General features: G+C 65.7%; 17 protein-coding genes and 1 pseudogene. 6 read left to right on the forward strand and 12 right to left on the reverse strand.

Annotation, left to right across the window (positions count from 1 at the left end):
• The 4 genes and pseudogenes from AC3AYF_RS08515 to AC3AYF_RS08530 all read left to right on the forward strand — a co-directional run.
• Positions 1–312, forward strand: a pseudogene (locus tag AC3AYF_RS08515) (beta-ketoacyl-[acyl-carrier-protein] synthase II); the annotation flags it as partial.
• Positions 313–343: 31 nt separating this feature from the next.
• Complete coding sequence (locus AC3AYF_RS08520) at positions 344–817, forward strand: hotdog family protein (protein WP_295038469.1); 474 nt, start codon at positions 344–346, stop codon at positions 815–817.
• A gap of 41 nt (positions 818–858) precedes the next feature.
• The gene (fabG, locus tag AC3AYF_RS08525; protein WP_295038472.1) at positions 859–1,596 is read left to right on the forward strand and encodes a 3-oxoacyl-ACP reductase FabG; all 738 of its coding nucleotides are present in this window, start codon (positions 859–861) and stop codon (positions 1,594–1,596) included.
• A gap of 100 nt (positions 1,597–1,696) precedes the next feature.
• The gene (locus AC3AYF_RS08530) at positions 1,697–2,302 is read left to right on the forward strand and encodes a hypothetical protein (RefSeq protein WP_295038474.1); all 606 of its coding nucleotides are present in this window, start codon (positions 1,697–1,699) and stop codon (positions 2,300–2,302) included.
• Positions 2,303–2,310: 8 nt separating this feature from the next.
• Here AC3AYF_RS08530 and AC3AYF_RS08535 read toward each other — a convergent pair whose 3' ends face one another.
• The 9 genes from AC3AYF_RS08535 to AC3AYF_RS08575 all read right to left on the reverse strand — a co-directional run bounded on the left by AC3AYF_RS08535 (position 2,311) and on the right by AC3AYF_RS08575 (position 11,322).
• Complete coding sequence (locus AC3AYF_RS08535; protein ID WP_149436584.1) at positions 2,311–2,667, reverse strand: RidA family protein; 357 nt, start codon at positions 2,665–2,667, stop codon at positions 2,311–2,313.
• An 81-nt stretch (positions 2,668–2,748) separates the two neighbouring features.
• Positions 2,749–3,609 (reverse strand): universal stress protein, encoded by an 861-nt coding sequence (locus AC3AYF_RS08540; protein WP_295038477.1) that lies wholly within the window; start codon positions 3,607–3,609, stop codon positions 2,749–2,751.
• A gap of 89 nt (positions 3,610–3,698) precedes the next feature.
• Complete coding sequence (locus tag AC3AYF_RS08545) at positions 3,699–5,186, reverse strand: SulP family inorganic anion transporter (protein ID WP_295038478.1); 1,488 nt, start codon at positions 5,184–5,186, stop codon at positions 3,699–3,701.
• A 431-nt stretch (positions 5,187–5,617) separates the two neighbouring features.
• Positions 5,618–6,040: a manganese-binding transcriptional regulator MntR gene (gene mntR, locus AC3AYF_RS08550; RefSeq protein WP_110707690.1), complete on the reverse strand. Its 423-nt coding sequence runs from the start codon at positions 6,038–6,040 to the stop codon at positions 5,618–5,620.
• A gap of 76 nt (positions 6,041–6,116) precedes the next feature.
• Positions 6,117–7,394: an Nramp family divalent metal transporter gene (locus AC3AYF_RS08555; RefSeq protein WP_295038483.1), complete on the reverse strand. Its 1,278-nt coding sequence runs from the start codon at positions 7,392–7,394 to the stop codon at positions 6,117–6,119.
• 169 nt (positions 7,395–7,563) lie between these two features.
• Positions 7,564–8,268, reverse strand: a complete 705-nt coding sequence (locus tag AC3AYF_RS08560) for an HAD family hydrolase (RefSeq protein WP_295038486.1) — start codon at positions 8,266–8,268, stop codon at positions 7,564–7,566.
• A gap of 80 nt (positions 8,269–8,348) precedes the next feature.
• Positions 8,349–9,128, reverse strand: coding sequence for a slipin family protein (locus tag AC3AYF_RS08565; RefSeq protein WP_487779623.1), 780 nt, complete (start codon positions 9,126–9,128; stop codon positions 8,349–8,351).
• A 63-nt stretch (positions 9,129–9,191) separates the two neighbouring features.
• On the reverse strand, positions 9,192–10,562 hold the full coding sequence (locus AC3AYF_RS08570) for an NfeD family protein (RefSeq protein ID WP_295038490.1): 1,371 nt from the start codon (positions 10,560–10,562) through the stop codon (positions 9,192–9,194).
• Positions 10,563–10,617: 55 nt separating this feature from the next.
• Positions 10,618–11,322 (reverse strand): haloacid dehalogenase type II, encoded by a 705-nt coding sequence (locus AC3AYF_RS08575; protein ID WP_295038493.1) that lies wholly within the window; start codon positions 11,320–11,322, stop codon positions 10,618–10,620.
• Between the two features lie 117 nt (positions 11,323–11,439).
• On the opposite strand from AC3AYF_RS08575, the gene AC3AYF_RS08580 reads away from it, so the two are divergent.
• Both AC3AYF_RS08580 and AC3AYF_RS08585 read left to right on the forward strand, forming a co-directional pair.
• Positions 11,440–12,447, forward strand: a complete 1,008-nt coding sequence (locus AC3AYF_RS08580) for a GlxA family transcriptional regulator (protein ID WP_295038496.1) — start codon at positions 11,440–11,442, stop codon at positions 12,445–12,447.
• Between the two features lie 82 nt (positions 12,448–12,529).
• On the forward strand, positions 12,530–13,789 hold the full coding sequence (locus AC3AYF_RS08585) for a TauD/TfdA family dioxygenase (RefSeq protein WP_295038499.1): 1,260 nt from the start codon (positions 12,530–12,532) through the stop codon (positions 13,787–13,789).
• Positions 13,790–13,806: 17 nt separating this feature from the next.
• Here AC3AYF_RS08585 and AC3AYF_RS08590 read toward each other — a convergent pair whose 3' ends face one another.
• The 3 genes from AC3AYF_RS08590 to AC3AYF_RS08600 form a co-directional block, all read right to left on the reverse strand.
• Positions 13,807–14,280, reverse strand: a complete 474-nt coding sequence (locus AC3AYF_RS08590; protein ID WP_295038501.1) for a thioesterase family protein — start codon at positions 14,278–14,280, stop codon at positions 13,807–13,809.
• 17 nt (positions 14,281–14,297) lie between these two features.
• The gene (locus tag AC3AYF_RS08595; RefSeq protein WP_295038504.1) at positions 14,298–15,269 is read right to left on the reverse strand and encodes an L-carnitine dehydrogenase; all 972 of its coding nucleotides are present in this window, start codon (positions 15,267–15,269) and stop codon (positions 14,298–14,300) included.
• Between the two features lie 100 nt (positions 15,270–15,369).
• A complete protein-coding gene (locus AC3AYF_RS08600) occupies positions 15,370–16,251 on the reverse strand; it encodes a beta-keto acid cleavage family enzyme (protein ID WP_295038507.1) in 882 nt (293 codons plus the stop codon).
• Positions 16,252–16,349: the final 98 nt, after the last annotated feature.

Consider the following 16,349-nt stretch of genomic DNA (forward strand, 5'->3'; position numbering starts at 1 on the left):
AGCATGGAGGCCACGGCCGTGACGACGCTGTTCCCAACGCCGCCTGCCTGCAGTTCGACCAAGGGGCTGACGGGGCACACGCTTGGCGCCGCGGGGGCCCTCGAAGCCGCTTTCTGCTGGCTGGCGCTCACCCAGAGGCGGCTGCCGGCACATCGGTTCGACGGGGACTATGATCCGGAGATCCCCCCGCTCCCCCTGGTGACGAACGGTGCAGCGCCGCAACGCCGGCCGCGCCGGGCGCTGAGCAACAGCTTCGCCTTCGGCGGCAACAATGCCAGCCTGCTGTTGACGCTGGACCATCCAACCGAATGACGAGACGCCAGAACGAAGAGAGACTGTCATCTTGAACCCCTCCAGCGCGGTTCGCCTGCCCTGCGCCGTCGAACCCTTGATACCGCACGCCAGGCGCATGTGCCTGCTGACCCACCTGATCGCCGCCACCGACGATGGCGCGACCGCGGAAACGTCGACGCGCCACGACGACCTGTTCGCCGAGGCCGACGGCATTCCCGCCTGGGTCGGGGTCGAGTGGCTGGCCCAGACCGTCGCTGCCTGGGCCGGCTTTCAGGCATCCGGCTCGACCGAGACACCGGCGCCCGGCCTGTTGCTCGGGGCCAGGCGCTACCGGGCCCGGGTGCCCGTCTTCGCCTTCGATCAGCGAATTCAGGTCACGATCACCGTCGATTTCGTCGCTGACAACGGCGTTACCCAGGTCAGCGGCGAGCTGCGCCGGGCCGGGACCCGCGAACCGCCACTGGCTCACGGCAGCCTGACGCTCTACCGCCCCGACTCGATGCCGATCCGGGGCGACGCCTGACCTCCCGGCCCCATCATTCGCAGCTCTGCTACCGAGGCTTCATGGAAGACAAACATCCCGAGACGATTCTGGTCACCGGCGCCAATCGCGGCATCGGCAAGGCGATCGCCACGCGCCTGGCCCGCGACGGCTTCGACCTGGTACTGCACTGCCGCCGCCCGGGGGGCGATATCGAGGAGGTCCGGGCAGGAATAGAAGCCGAGGGCCGCCAGGCCCGCGTGATCCATTTCGACGTCACGGCGCGGGAGGCGGCCCAGGCGGTGCTGGAGGCCGACATTGCCGAGCACGGCTGCTACTACGGCGTGGTCTGCAATGCCGGCATCACCGCGGACAGGCCCTTCCCGGCACTCGCGGGTGAGGACTGGGACAGCGTGCTGCGGACCAATCTGGATGGCTTCTACAATGTCCTGCATCCGCTGGTCATGCCGATGATCCAACGCCGCAAGCCCGGTCGTATCGTGGCGCTCTCGTCGATGTCGGGGTTGACGGGCAATCGCGGCCAGGTCAACTACAGCGCCGCCAAGGCCGGGATCATCGGCGCCAGCAAGGCGCTCGCCGTCGAGCTGGCCAAGCGCCGGATTACGGTCAACTGCGTGGCGCCAGGCTGGATCGAGACCCAGATGACCGACGAGCTGCCGAAAGACGAGGTTCGCAAGCTGATACCCATGCAGCGCACCGGAACGGCCGAAGAGGTCGCCGGCACCGTCAGCTTCCTCTGTTCGCAGGATGCCGCCTACATCACCCGCCAGGTGATCGCGGTGAACGGCGGCATGATCTGAGCGCGGCTGAAGCACTACTTTAGCGAGTGCTCAAGAAACAGCGGTCCCGTGCCGATAAAGCGTCATGGCGGCAATGACTCCCCCCTGATTGGACATCGGCATGAAATCCGGCATCTCCATCGCCCTGATCATCATCGTGCTACTGGCGCTGGCCGCTGGTGGCGTGCTGGCCAGCGAACTTGACTGGCCACTGCCGGCCGATGCGCTGGCACCGCTGGGCATCTATCTGCTGACCCTGGTCCTGGCGGGTTGGCTCTGCGTGCAGTTGGTCGTCCTGGTCAGAGGGCTGAACCGCCAACAGCAGGCCCTGATCGAAAGCCAGGACGCGGTGCGCCGCCAACTGGAAGCGGCGGAGCTGTCGCAACTGATGGGGCAGTTCGTGCAGCACGCCGAGGCGCTGCTCGACAAGGAGAGTCTGGATCCGAACAAGCGCAGCGTGATGCGTTGTTTGGCGATCGATGCGCTGCGCGGCAACAGCGGCCGGGGCGACGTGAACTACACGCGCCTGGCCAGGCTCTTCGAATGGCTGGATGCCGAGGCGGATCGTCACCAGAACGACCCTCACCGGCTGCAGCTGATGTTACCCACGCTGATGCAGTACGCCGAGATCGCCTGGCAACTGTGCCAGGTCGGCGAGAGCCAGGCGGATCGGCTGTCGCGCTTTCTGCAACACCAGCCGACACCACCCTCCCGCGACGACGCCTGATCGGCGGGCTACTTGATCGCGGCCGTCAGGGTAATCTCCACCCGCAGCGACTTCGCCGGCATCGGTGCCGTGATACAGGTGCGCGCCGGCGCATGCCCTTCGGGGACCCAGGCATCCCAGACCGCATTCATCGCCGCGAAGTCGTCCCCGTCCGCCAGATAGATGGTGGCGGAGAGCAGGTGCTCCCGGTCCGAACCGATCTCGTCCAGCAGCGCCTCTACCCGGGAGAGCATGCTCAATGTCTGCGCGGTGATGTCGCCCTCCCGGGCTTCGGGGCCCGCCACCTGGCCGCAGAGATAGGCGACGCCATTGTGGATCACCGCACGGCTCATGCGGGTCTGCGGATCGTGACGTTGAATGGTCATGGATGACTCCTGTGGGGACGGCGGGCGAGTGCCGGTGACGGTGAATGAGCCACGGCGGCGGTGATGCGCCGTGGCGAGCGGTCAGCGCAGTATAAGCGTTGCGGTCCGCGCGTGTCGCAGCATGGCGGTGGTGGTGCTGCCGACCAGCAGATGGCGAATCCGCGAGTGACCGTAGGCGCCCATGATCGTCAGGTCGATCTGCTGTCGGTCCGCGTAGTCGGCGAGGACTTCATCGACGTCCCCGGCCAGGATAGTGCCCTGGGCGTCGACCTGCCCCTGACGCAGCCGCTCCAGCGCCCACTCGAGCTGGGCTCGCTGATCGTCGGTGCCGGCACCGATCATGACGACGTGGCAGACCAGGCCGTTGAGCAGCGGGCTGTCGGCGATCATCTCGACTCCCTTGCGGGTCGTCTGACCGCCATCGAACGCCAGCAGCAGCCGTGACGGCGGCTGGAATTCGGGCGGGGTCACCAGAATCGGAGTATGCAGCGTACGCACGACCCGTTCGAGATTGCTGCCCAGGTGCTCGAGGGCTTCACTGGCGGATTCGCCACGCTTGCCCAGCACGACCAGCCGCGTCTGAGGCTCGCGCTCGACCAGCGACTCGATCAGATCGCCGTGGCGCAGCGCGGTCGAGACCCCGACACTGGGTGCCAGGCGCTCGGCCTGGCTCCGCGCGGCCTCGAGCAACTCGCGACCATGCTGCTGGGCCAGCTTGGCACGCTGCTCGTCGAGCTCGGTGAGCTGCTCGCGCAGATGTTCACGGCTGCCGAGACCGATCTGCCCGCTGGCGTCGGTGGTGCCCAGGCTGGATGCCTTGCTCAACACGTGCATCAGCTCGAGCGGCGTGCCGAGGCGTTCGGCGGCCCAGGCGGCCGCGGCGCAGACCGCAAAAGCGTGGTGCGAGTCGTCGATGCAGGCCAGAACCTGACGTTCACTCATGGCGTTCTCCTCTGCACTATCGTCTGGTGGACAGGCGTCCCACGATTCGCGATCGATTGACGCCCGTATTCGTGGCTCGTGGCCAAAGTCTAATGACCCATCAGTTTTTCCACCGCATCCGGCTTGTCGTGCACGCCGAAGCGATCGACCAGGGTGGCACTGGCCTGGTTCATGCCCACCACCTCGACTTCGGTACCCTCGCGCCGGAACTTGACCACCACGTTGTCCAACGCCTCGACCGCCGTGATATCCCAGAAGTGGGCACGGGAGACATCGATCGTCACCCGCTCGATCGCCTCTTTGAAATCGAATCCGGCGTTGAAGCGGGTCGACGAGGCAAAGAACACCTGGCCGACGACGTCATAGTTGCGTGTCTTGCCGTCGTCGTCCATGCGACTCCCGATGTAGAGGATCTGCCCGACCTTGTTGGCGAAGAACAGCGACGCCAGCAGCACACCGACCAGCACGCCGATCGCCAGGTTGTGGGTGGTGACCACCACCACCACGGTGGCCAGCATGACGATGTTGGTCGACATCGGGTGACGACGCAGGTTGACGATCGACTCCCAACTGAACGTGCCGATCGAGACCATGATCATCACCGCCACCAGTGCGGCCATGGGGATCTGCGAAACCCAGTCGCCGAGGAAGACCACCAGGATCAGCAGGAAAGCGCCGGCGATCAGGGTCGACAGGCGCGTACGCCCGCCGGATTTCACGTTGATCACCGACTGCCCGATCATCGCGCAGCCGGCCATGCCGCCAAGCAGGCCCGAGAAGATATTGGCGACGCCCTGCCCCTTGCACTCGCGGTTCTTGTCACTGGACGTATCGGTCAACTCGTCGACGATCGTCGCCGTCATCATCGACTCCAGCAGGCCGACCACGGCGATGCCCAGCGAATACGGCAGGATGATCATCAGGGTGTCGAGATTGAGCGGCACGTCGGGCCACAGGAAGACCGGCAGGGAATCGGGCAGCTCGCCCATGTCGCCCACGGTACGAATGTCCAGGCCGCTGACCATGTAGACGATCGTCAGCACCACGATGCAGACCAGCGGCGACGGCAACGCCTTGCCGATCACCGGCAGATAGGGAAACAGATAGATGATGCCGAGCCCGGCGGCGGTCATCGCATAGACGTGCCAGGTGACATCGGTCAGCTCCGGCAGCTGGGCCATGAAGATCAGAATCGCCAGCGCGTTGACGAACCCCGTCACCACCGAGCGCGATACGAATCGCATCAACTCGCCCAGGCGCAGGTAGCCGAACACGATCTGGATCACCCCGGTCAGCAGCGTCGCCGCCAGCAGGTATTCGAGGCCGTGATCGCGGACCAGGGTCACCATCAGCAGCGCGGTGGCGCCGGTGGCGGCGGAGATCATCCCCGGGCGGCCGCCGGTGAAGGCGATCACCACGGCGATCGAGAACGAGGCGTAGAGGCCGACCTTGGGATCGACGCCGGCGATGATCGAGAACGCGATCGCCTCCGGAATCAGCGCCATGGCGACCACGGCGCCGGCGAGCACGTCGGCACGGACGTTGGACAGCCAGTGTTTTCTTATCAGTTCGAGCATGGGCAGTTCTCTGTCATGAGCCACGGTGGGCGGCCAGGGACATCGCCGTTGCGTTTCGACAAGACGAAACTGCAGTGGTCGATCTCCGTCGTCAGGGACATCGAACGCAGGGCGTTGTCGGTCGACCACCACGCATTCGCGGCAAGTCTTTGAATTGAATGGGAGCAGCAAAACAGTGCCGTCCGCCGACCGGGAGGATCGGAGACAGCCGGGCGGGTGCCGAAAGGCACGCCGGGACGGGGGCGTGACGCTAGGGTGGAGTCATACCGACGATGGTACTGGCAAAACGGGCTTGCATGGAGTCGGACCCTGTCGAGCGCGGCAGGCGCGTCGTTGGATGATTATCTCGAGGCGCAGGAGTCTACCACTAACGTCGAAAAGTTCCCAGCCGCGATCGCCGGGGGCGAATCGTCACCGTCGGCTTCGATGCCTCAGCGGTTGTGCGCTTCCAGAAACCGCTGCATCGCCTCGACGGTGGCGTCGCTGCAGTGGTGCTCGATCCCTTCGGAGTCGGCTTCGGCGACATGGGGGGGGACGCCGAGTGCCAGCAGGGTCGACAATACCAGTTGGTGGCGGGCCTCCACTTTCTCGGCCAGTTCGCTCCCCTTTACGGTGAGGAAGACGCCGCGATAGGGGCGCGCCTCGGCCAGACCGTCACGCTTGAGCCTGGCGATCACCTTGGAAACGGCGGCGGCGCTGACCCCGAAACGCTCGGCCAGGTCGCTGGCCCGAGCTTCGCCGTGATCGCGATGAAGCTGCGCGATCTCCTCCACGTAGTCTTCCACCAGCTCCTGCTGATGGTCGAGACGCGTGCGCTCGAAGCGGGCATAACGTGGACGTGGCGTTACTGGCATGATGTTCTCATCGACGGGCTGAAGTGAAGGACGGCGAGAGTGTGTCGGGCGTGCTCCCGCCCGCGTCCCTGAGAGCCTACAGCAACTCGAAGGCCAACACATAGCCATTCAACGAGATGATGATCGCCGCGATCACACATCCCAGCGCCGTCACCCAGGCACGATTGGTCAGATTTCCCATCACGCGGTGCTGTGCGGTGAAGTGGAGCAGCGGCACCAGCGCGAAGGGTATCCCGAAACTCAGCACGACCTGGCTGGCGACCAGCACCTGCTGCTCGGGAAAGCCCAGCATGATCACCGCGATCGCCGGCAACATGGTCAACAGGCGGCGCAGCCAGATCGGGATGGTGAAGCCGACGAATCCCTGCATCACCACCTGGCCCGCCATGGTGCCGACGATCGACGAGGAGAGCCCCGCCATCAGCAGCGTGAAGCCGAACAGGGTGCTTGCCAGATCCCGGTCCATCAACGGCGCCAGCAACTGGTAGCTCTGCTCGATCGATGCGACGCCGGTGCGCCCGTTGTCGAAGAAGACCGCCGCGGCCAGTGCCAGCATCGACAGATTGATGATCCCGGCGATCCCCATGCCGATGATCACGTCCCAACGGTAGTAACGCATCGCGCGGCGGCGCTGCTCGTCGGTATGGGTCGCCACCCGGCGCTGTGACAGTGACGAATGCAGATAGATGACGTGGGGCATCACGGTAGCGCCCAGGATACCCGCCGCCAGGAACACCGCGTAGCCGTCCGGGAACTGGGGCAGCAACAGGCCCTCGAGCGCCGGCGCGGCGTCGGGGCGCCCCATGACGATCTGGATCACGAACCCTGCCGCCACCGCCATCAGCATGCTGCCGATGATGATCTCGAGCAGCCGAAAACCGAAACGCTGCATGTAGAGCGCCAGGTACGTGATCGCTCCGGTGAGCAGCGCCCCCTCGAGCATCGACATGCCGAACAGTAGATTGAAGGCCAGTGCGGCACCGAGGAATTCCGCCAGATCGGTGGCGATCGCCACCAGCTCGGCCTGGACCCAGTAGAACCAGACCAGCGGCCGCGGGTAGCGATCCCGGATCATCTCGGCCAGGTTCTTGCCAGTCGCCAGGCCAAGGCGAACCGACAGCGTCTGGATCAGCATCGCCATCAGGTTGGCCCATAGCACCACCCACAGCAGGACGTAGCCGTAGCGCGAGCCCGCCTCGATGTTGGTGGCGAAGTTGCCCGGGTCGATATAGGCCACCGCCGCGATCATGGCGGGGCCGAAGAACGGCAGGAAGCGCGACAGCGCCGACCGGCGGCGGCCGCCGACCTGCACCGTCTCGCTCCCTTTGCAGGACTCGATAACGCTGTCGGACACGATGGAACCCTGAAATTTGTCAACGAACCGGCGCATTTATGCCCCGGTTATCAATTTAAACCTTGGTTGACAAGATATACCCGAGTTACCAACGGCGCAACGGTGCGCGCCCATGAGTTATTTCAATCGGCCCGATTGATTGGTCCGCATCACGCCACCCCGAGCATCCCTAGCGCCACTGCAGGATCGGCCAGCCGCGGGCGGTGGCGGTCTCGCGCAGGCGGGCGTCCGGCTGCGTGGCGTGGGGATGATCGACGAATTCGAGCAGCGGCAGGTCGTTGTAGGAGTCGCTGTAGCCCCAGGTCTCCCAACCCTCGGCAAACCCGGTGTCGTGAGCGTCGAGCCACTGGGCGAAGGCGTCGAGCTTGCCGCGCTGGTAGGTCTGGATACCGGTGGGCTCGCCGGTGAAGCAGTCGTCGGCGTTGAACTCGGGCAGCGTGGCGAGCGCGCCGTCGGCCCCGACGGCCGCAGCGATGGGCGCGACCAGATGATGCATCGAGGCGGAGATCACCAGCGTGGCGTGCCCTTTGCGACCGTGTTCCTGTAGCCGCGCGACGCCTTCCTGCATCAGGCGCGGGCGCACCCTGGCCTCGACGAAGGCTTCGACCTGTTCACGCACCTCGCGGCGGGAGCGACCGATCAGCGGCGCCAGCGTGAAACGCAGATGCTCGGTCATGTCCAGCGTTCCAGCATGATACTGCGCGTCGTGGGCGCGCATCTGTCCCAGCAGGCTCTCCCCATCGGCGACCCAGCCGCACTCGATGATCCATTCGAGCCAGAGATGGGTGCAATCGCCGTCGAGCAGCGTGTCGTCGAGATCGAAAATGGCCAGGGCGGACGGCGGGTGCGGCGGAAGGGATCGTGACGTAGCCAAGCGTGACTCCGGTTCAAGCGGCTGAAGATGACATCAGGATACACGCTGGCGTCGCGACGGACAGCGTCCGCCGGCGTCGATCAGCCGTCGTCCTTCGGTGCGGCTGCCCCGGAGAATCCCCGCATTGTCTTGAACGCTTCCATGATGTCCATCGGCAGCGGGAAGACGATGGTGGAGGCGTTCTTGTTGCTCATGTCACTCATGGTCTGGAGATAACGCAGCTGCAGCGCCGCCGGATTGCGCGACATGATATCGGCCGCCTCGACCAGCTTTTCGGCCGCCTGCTGCTCGCCCTCGGCATGGCTCACCTTGGCGCGGCGCTCGCGTTCGGCTTCGGCCTGACGGGCGATCGCCCGGATCATGCTCTCGTCGAGATCGACATGCTTGATCTCGACGTTGGCGACCTTGATCCCCCAGGCTTCGGTCTGGGTGTCGATGATCTCCGGGATGTCGTCGTTGAGCTTGTCGCGTTCGGAGAGCATCTCGTCGAGATCGTGCTTGCCCAGCACCGAGCGCAGCGTTGTCTGCGCCAGCTGGCTGGTGGCGTTGACGTAGTTCTCGACCTGGATGATCGCCCGCTCCGGATCGACGACACGGAAATAGAGCACCGCGTTGACGCGCACGGTGACGTTGTCCTGCGAGATGACGTCCTGTTCCGGCACGTCCATGGTGATCACGCGCAGGTCGACCACCTGCATCTTCTGGACCACCGGGATCAGGAAGAACAGCCCCGGGCCCTTGACGTCCTGGAAGCGGCCCAGAAAGAACACCACGCCACGGCGATATTCCGGCAGGATCCGGACCGACGCCAGCAGCAGCAGAATCAGCAGTACCACGGGTACCAGATAGGCGAACATCATCTCGTCTCCTTCCTGCAGGACAGCCTTCCGCACCGTCCTCGCGACGGGCGTCGGGCATCGGTTTCAGGTCGACGGCGGCGGGCACGCGACGCCGATCGGTTCGACGCTGACGGTCAATCCGTCCAGCGCCGTCACGCGCAGCTTGTCGCCCTTGTGAATTCGGGCTTCTCCGCGCGCCCGCCAACGCTCGCCGTGCAGCAGCACCTTGCCGCGCCCGGCGGAAAAATCCCCCAGCGCCACCGCATCGGCACCGATCAGCTCCTCGCGACCGGTCAACGGGATGCGGCGACGCACCCCCATCAGGCGCATCACGCCCCATAGCAGGAAACCGGACGCCACCAGCGCTGTGCCACCGATCAGCGGCCACGCCACTGCACTGTTGGCCTCGTCCATCAATAGGATGGAACCGATCACGAAGGCGACGATACCGCCCACCCCAAGCGCACCGAAACTGGGCAGGAAGGCTTCGCCGACGATCATGACCAGGCCGAGCAGAACCAGTCCCAGCCCCGCCAGATCGATCGACAGCACCTGAAAGGCGAACAACCCCAGCAACAGGCTGATACCGCCTACCACGCCCGGAATGATCGTGCCGGGACTGGCGAGTTCGAACACCAGCCCGTAGAAGCCGATCAGCAGCAGGCCGTAGGCGATGGTGGGGTTGGCGATGAACGACAGCAGCGAGGTACGCCAGTCCGGCATTTCCCGAACGATCTCGATACTTTCGGTAGAGAGCGTGCGCGTGCCGGTCTCCAGTGTCACCGGGCGGCCGTCCAGCTGCGCCAGCAGGTCGTCGAGATCGGTGGCCACCAGATCGATGACGTTGCGTTCGAGTGCTTCCTGCGCGCCGAGATTGGCCGCCTCCCGCACCGCCTGTTCGGCCCAGTCCGCGTTGCGTCCATGGCGTTGAGCGTATCCGCGTATCGTGGCCACGGCATCCTCGACCACCTTGCGGCGCATCGCCTCGCCGTCGGCATCGTCGCGGGTGTCGCCGCCCAAGGTCACCGGGGTGGCGGAACCGAGATGGGTGCCCGGCGCCATCGCCGCTATCGGGCTCGCGTAGAGAAGATAGGTTCCCGCACTGGCCGCACGGGCCCCGCTCGGCGTGACGTAGATCGCCACCGGCACTTCGGCGGCGAGTATGGACTGGGCCAGTCGACGCATCGACTCGACCTGGCCGCCGGGGGTATCGAGCTCGACGACCAGGAGTTGCGCCCCCATCGACTCGGCCTGTCGAATACCGCGCTCGACGTAGTCCCGCGTTGCCGGGTTGATGCCGTCATCGAGGGTGAGCACCAGCGCCTGCGGGGCGGAGGACGACTGCGCCAAAGCCGCCATGGCCACCAGCCCGCCCACCAGCAGGCAGGCGAGCCAGCCCACGCAGCGCTGGCGCCGTGTCGGGAATTCGCGAGTACCACCCGTCGAGTGAACCATACTCGCAGCGTAGTCAGTTTCTCGCGTCGATGCCGTTAATCAGTAGTCGCGAGACTCAGGACTGCAGCTTTCCCTCGCGCTTGAGCATCACCTCGAACTGGTCCGCCAGCGCCTCCATGTCGGGCGCCATCATGTCGGGAGGATCCCCCCAGGGCTCGAACGGCACTTTGGGATTGCGCTGGATCCACGCTGCGCGCAGCCCGGCGTAGCGCGCACCGATGATGTCGAAAGGATTGCTGGAGATCAGCCAGGTGTTGTCGGGACGGCTGTGCGTGCGTCGACGCAGGTGCGCATAGACGACGGCGTCGGGCTTGAACCGCCGCACTTCCTCGACGCTGACGATATCGTCGAACATCGCCAGCAGTCCGGCATTGTCGAACAACAGCTCGACGCTCTGGCGGCTGCCATTGGAGAACGCCACGCAGCGCACGCCCAGTCCGCGAATCCGCTCGAGCGCGGCGGGCACCTCGCCGAAAGCCGGCAGGCGGCGATAGGCCATCATCAGGTTCTGCTTGAACTCCTCACCGAAGCGAGTTCCCCACTCCTGGTCGACCAGATCCAGCGCTTCCCGTTTACACTGGGAAAAATCGGCGTAGGCGCCCATCAGCCCCCGCCGGAAAGCGAATTCGAGCTGCTTGTCGCGCCAGCGGCCGGCGAAGAGGAATGCCTCCTCGCCGAGCCGCGAGCGGAGCGTGGAGACGACGCCTTGTGTATCCACCAGCGTCCCGTACACATCGAAAGCCAGTACCGGTGTTTGCATGTCTTGGATCCTTGGTCAAAATGTCTCGTCCCGCGTTTTTTGTCACCATGAGCTCATGAAACTGAAAAAACCCGAACAAAATCATTGTTCTATTTTGTAATCACGGAGTGACGCGCCATGCGCCCGGACTATGGGGGACCGCTCCCCGAACCCGTGGGTTTCCTGTTGATTCCGCGCTTCTCGATGATGGCGTTCTTCGCCGCCGTGGAGCCGCTGCGAATCGCCAACCGACTGTCCGGTCGTGAGCTCTATCGCTGGACGCTGATCAGCGAAGATGGCCAGCCCGTGACCGCCAGCAACGACATGACCCTGCTCGTGGATTGCGGCCTGGCCGATGCCCCCTCGCTGCCGACGCTGGCGGTGTGCGCGGGCTTCGAACCGGAGCGCGGCCTGCCGCGCAGGCTCTCCCAGTGGCTGCACCGCCAGGCCAGTGAAGGCTGTCTGCTGGGCGGCATCGATACCGGCCCGCTGCTGCTTGCGGAAATGGGGTTGCTCGACGGCCATCGCCTGACGCTGCACTGGGAGAGCCTGCCGGCGTTTCGCGAGCGGTTCCCGACGCAGGAAGCGGTCGAGTCGCTGTTCGAGATCGACGCCCGCCGTTTCACCTGCGCCGGCGGTGCCGCCGCCATGGACATGACCCTGAGCATGATCGCCGGTCGCCACGGCCAGGGACTGGCCGACGACATTTCCGAGCAGTTGATCCACGCCCGCCTGCGCCCGCGCCAGGAGCATCAGCGCCTGCCGCTGGCGAAACGCCTGGGCACGCACCGCCGACCGCTTGTGGACGCCGTCGCGTTGATGGAACGCCACCTCGAACAGCCGCTCTCGATGACCGCGGTGAGCGATCGGATCGGCCTCTCCATGCGCCAGCTCCAGCGGCTGTTTCTCGATGAACTGGGCAAGCGCCCCCGGGACTACTACCTCGAACTGCGGCTGGATCGAGCCCGACATCTGCTCGAGGAGACCGATCGCGACATTCTGAGCATCGGCCTGGCCTGTGGTTTCAGTTCGGCCTCGAGTTTTTCCCGTGCCTATCGCCAACGCTTCGGGGCGCCTCCCAGCGCTTCGCGGCGTCCCGACGGGCATTCAGCGCCACCTCCCAATCACGGCCAAAAACCTCAATAAAATGGCGTTTAAGCGCAATCCCGGCACCGGGTCATCCGCCACGCTGACTCGACCCCCAGCAGCGATGCCTTCGGAGCCCCTCATGTCAGCCGTCTCGGATCCCCGGTCACACGCCCTCCCTGCCACGCCGGACTTCGACGCCTGGCCGGTCGATCACTCCATCACCGGTATCACCCACGACGACAGGCAACTGACGATCGACTGGCAGGACGGTCGCAGGAGTCGCTACCACAGCATCTGGTTGCGCGAGAATGCCGCCGACGACAGCACGATCAACCCGACGACACGGGAACGCATCCTCGATCTTTCCCGATTAGGGGCGTGGCCGACCATCGGCGAAGCCCATTTGGAGACCAGCGGCGCGGTCACGCTCGAGTTTCTGCCCGAGCGATGCCGCCTGTCGTTTCACCCCGGCTGGCTGCGCGCCCACGACTACGACAACGAGACGGCCGCCGAAGACCCGCTGGTGGCCACGACACACTGGCGTGGCGCCGAACGCAGCGAGCCGACCACGCTCGACGCCAGCGGCTGGATGGACGCCGAACACGACGCCACCAGCATCGACCCGCTGCTGGAACAGGCGCTGGAGGCGGTCATCGGTGAAGGGTTGGTCAGGCTACGCAACCTGCCCGTCGAACCGGGCAGCCTGGATCTCATGGCACGGCGCATCGGCCCACCGCGACCGACCAACTTCGGCCACCTGTTCGACGTCCGCGCCAAGCCGGATCCGGACTCCAATGCCTATACTTCGATCGCCCTGCCGCCCCACGTCGATCTGCCGACTCGAGAGTACCAGCCAGGCCTGCAGCTGTTGCACTGTCTGGAGAACGATACCGTCGGCGGCGAGGCGGTGATGATGGACGGCTTCGCCGTGGCCGAGGCCCTGCGCGAACGCCATCCCGAGCATTTCGCGACGCTCACCCGCGTGCGCTGGTGCTACGCCAATACCGCCAGGACCAGTGACTACGTCTGGTTCGACCCGATGATCAAGCTCGATGCCCGGGGCGCGTTTGATGAAGTCCGCATCGCGGATTTCCTGCGCGGACCGCTGATGGCGCCGTTCGACGACGTCGAGCCCGCCTACGCGGCGCTGATGACGCTGCAACGGTTGTTGCGCGAGCCTGAATTCGCGCTGCGCTTCGGCTACGCGCCCGGCGACCTGGTGATCTTCGACAACCGGCGCCTGCTCCACGCTCGCGACGCCTTCGATATCAGCCAGGGCGGCCGTCGCTGGCTGCAGGGCTGCTATCTGGAGCGCGACGAAGCCCGCTCCCGCCTGCGCATGCTGCATCGCGCCCGACGCCGGGAGCGGGTCGCCTCGTCAGTGGTGCCAGGGAACTGACGCCGGTTCGCCGATGGCTAGTCCCGTCTGATACCGATGCGCCGCCCGGCGGCGCTGGGCCATTCATCACCCGCGGCCGGCAGCGCGGCAACCGCCTTGGCCACCGCCGCGGGAAACGGTGCCGGGCGGCCGCTTTCCACATCGATCCCCATCAGCATCTGCTCGCTGGTCGCGAGTACGTCGCCATCCACGTTGTTGAGCGTGAACAGCACGTGCAGACGCTTGGCATCGCTGTCGAGCAGCGTCAGCGCCACGCTCAGCCCTTCACCGCGATGGGCCTGCTGGCGATAGCAGAGATGGGTCTCGAGGGTGTAGATCGTGTAGCCAAGCTCGGCGCGACCGGCTTCGTCGAGGCCGATCCGTTCCATCAGCGCCTCCACCGCCAGCGAGAACACCCGCGCATACTCGGCATCGTTCATATGCCCGTTGTAGTCGACCCAGGCATCCAATACTCGGGTCTGAAAAAGCGGATCACTTGTGTTCCGGGTCATCAGTTGCGCCTCGTCGATCAAATCCGGCCCTGGAGCCCTTCGGCCTCCGGCCAGTACTTCTGGGTCAGCTCGAGCAGCTCGGTGAGAAACGCATCGCGGCGTGTCTCGAGCTCGGCAACGCTGCGCCCGGCGGCCTGATGCTCGCAACCGTCGGCCACCTTGTCGATCAGCTCGTCGGTCAGTTCCGGCGCTTCCAGCTTGGTCCACGGCAGTTTCAACGCCGGGCCGAACTGGTGCAGCATATGGCGCATGCCGCCGTCGCCGCCGGCCAGATGGAACGTCAGGAAGGTGCCCATCAGCGACCAGCGCAGACCGCAGCCGTAGACCACCGCCGCGTCGATCTCCTCGGTGGTGGCGACGCCGTCGTTGACCAGGTGCAGCGCCTCGCGCCACAGCGCCTCCATCAACCGGTCGGCGACGTGCCCCTCGATCTCGCGCCGCACCACCAGCGGACGCATGCCCAGCGCAGCGTACTGGACTTGGGCGCGTTCCATCACCACCGGCGCGGTGTGCTCGCCACCGACCAGCTCCACCAGCGGCAGCAGATAGACTGGATTGAACGGGTGCGCCACGATCACGCGGCCGGGCTCTCGGGTGCAGGCCGACTGCAGATCGCTCGGCTTGATCCCGGAGGTCGACGAGCCGATCACCACGCCCGGCGCGGCCAGCGCATCTAGCTGGCTCAGAACGTCGTGCTTGAGCGCCAGCCGCTCGGGCACGTTCTCCTGGATCAGTTCGGCGCCTTCGACGGCGGCCTCCAGTGAATCGACGAAGGTCAGCGCCTCGGGATCGGCGTTCTCGGCGAGCCCCAGCCGCTCCAACGCCGGCCAGGCACGCTCGACGAAGGCGCGGGTGCGCTCGGGGGCCGTGGCATCTGGGTCGAAAGCGGTCACCCGGCAGCCGGCCGCCAGGGCGCGGGCGATCCAGCCATTGCCGATCACGCCGGTACCGATCACGGCAACGTTGCGGGGAAGTTCGGAAGCAGTCATCAAGACACTCCATGACGGTGCGAGGAAAGAGAATCGGCGAACGCGCACTCGGGGGATATCCCGGGCGCGTTCACGGAAAACGGGGAGAGTTCAGGCGGAATCAGGGCTTGCGCAGCGCCAGCGACTCCCGCGTCTGTGCCGGCGTCTGCACCTTGCCGCCAAGGTTCTCGACAATGGTGGCGGCACGCTCGACCAGTTGGGCGTTGGTGGCGAAGACGCCCTTGCTCAGGTAGAGGTTGTCTTCCAGGCCAACCCGCATGTGCCCGCCCATGATCATCGACTGCGCCGCCATCGGGAACTGCTGGCGACCGATGCCGAACGCCGACCAGATCGCGTTTTCCGGCAGCTTGTTGCGCATCGCCAGCATGGTCTCGGTGTCGGCCTCGGCGCCCCAGGGAATCCCCAGGCAGAGCTGGAACAGCGGGTCGCCGTCGATCAGCCCCTCTTCGACCAGTTGACGTGCGAACCAGACGTGGCCGAGATCGAAGCATTCGAGCTCCGGCTTGACCCCGGCCTGCTGGATCAGTCGCGCATGCTCGCGCAGCCAGTCGGCGGTGTTGAGGTAGACCATGTCGCCGAAGTTGAGGCTGCCGCAGTCCAGCGTGCACAGTTCCGGCAGCAGCTCACCCACCGGGTGATGACGCTCCGCCGCGGTCTGCAGGTCGGTGCCGTCGAGCCCGTGGATCATCCCGTCGCGAATCTCGGGAAACAGGTCGCCGCCGCCACCGGCGGTGATGTTGATCACCGCGTCGACGTCGGACTCGCGGATGCGCTCGACCACCTCGCGGAAGTGATCGGTGGAGTGGCTGACGCCGCCGGTTTCCGGATCGCGCACGTGGAGATGGACGATGCTGGCACCGGCGCGGGCGGCGTCCAGCGCGCTATCGGCGATCTGGCGCGGGGTAATCGGCAGGTCCGGATGTTTGCCGGCGGTATCGCCGGCGCCGGTCACGGCACAGGTCAGGATGACGTCGCGATTCATGGGATCCTCTCTTGGTCCGGCCGCGATTCGTTGGCTGCTCGCGGCGGTGCATGAGTGCACCCGGTGGGTGCCTATCGATGTCATCCATTGTGGGCGCC

The organism is Salinicola sp. (genome assembly GCF_982684285.1).

Bases quoted from the DNA above. Each gene is read 5' to 3' on its own strand.
- AC3AYF_RS08545 (WP_295038478.1), bottom strand. From the start codon at position 5,186: ATGCTCGAACTGATAAGAAAACACTGGCTGTCCAACGTCCGTGCCGAC.
- AC3AYF_RS08590 (WP_295038501.1), bottom strand. From the start codon at position 14,280: ATGACCCGGAACACAAGTGATCCGCTTTTTCAGACCCGAGTATTGGAT.
- mntR (WP_110707690.1), bottom strand. From the start codon at position 6,040: ATGCCAGTAACGCCACGTCCACGTTATGCCCGCTTCGAGCGCACGCGT.
- AC3AYF_RS08575 (WP_295038493.1), bottom strand. From the start codon at position 11,322: ATGCAAACACCGGTACTGGCTTTCGATGTGTACGGGACGCTGGTGGAT.
- AC3AYF_RS08540 (WP_295038477.1), bottom strand. From the start codon at position 3,609: ATGAGTGAACGTCAGGTTCTGGCCTGCATCGACGACTCGCACCACGCT.
- AC3AYF_RS08585 (WP_295038499.1), top strand. From the start codon at position 12,530: ATGTCAGCCGTCTCGGATCCCCGGTCACACGCCCTCCCTGCCACGCCG.
- AC3AYF_RS08580 (WP_295038496.1), top strand. From the start codon at position 11,440: ATGCGCCCGGACTATGGGGGACCGCTCCCCGAACCCGTGGGTTTCCTG.
- AC3AYF_RS08600 (WP_295038507.1), bottom strand. From the start codon at position 16,251: ATGAATCGCGACGTCATCCTGACCTGTGCCGTGACCGGCGCCGGCGAT.
- fabG (WP_295038472.1), top strand. From the start codon at position 859: ATGGAAGACAAACATCCCGAGACGATTCTGGTCACCGGCGCCAATCGC.
- AC3AYF_RS08565 (WP_487779623.1), bottom strand. From the start codon at position 9,128: ATGATGTTCGCCTATCTGGTACCCGTGGTACTGCTGATTCTGCTGCTG.
- AC3AYF_RS08595 (WP_295038504.1), bottom strand. From the start codon at position 15,269: ATGACTGCTTCCGAACTTCCCCGCAACGTTGCCGTGATCGGTACCGGC.
- AC3AYF_RS08570 (WP_295038490.1), bottom strand. From the start codon at position 10,562: ATGGTTCACTCGACGGGTGGTACTCGCGAATTCCCGACACGGCGCCAG.
- AC3AYF_RS08535 (WP_149436584.1), bottom strand. From the start codon at position 2,667: ATGACCATTCAACGTCACGATCCGCAGACCCGCATGAGCCGTGCGGTG.
- AC3AYF_RS08530 (WP_295038474.1), top strand. From the start codon at position 1,697: ATGAAATCCGGCATCTCCATCGCCCTGATCATCATCGTGCTACTGGCG.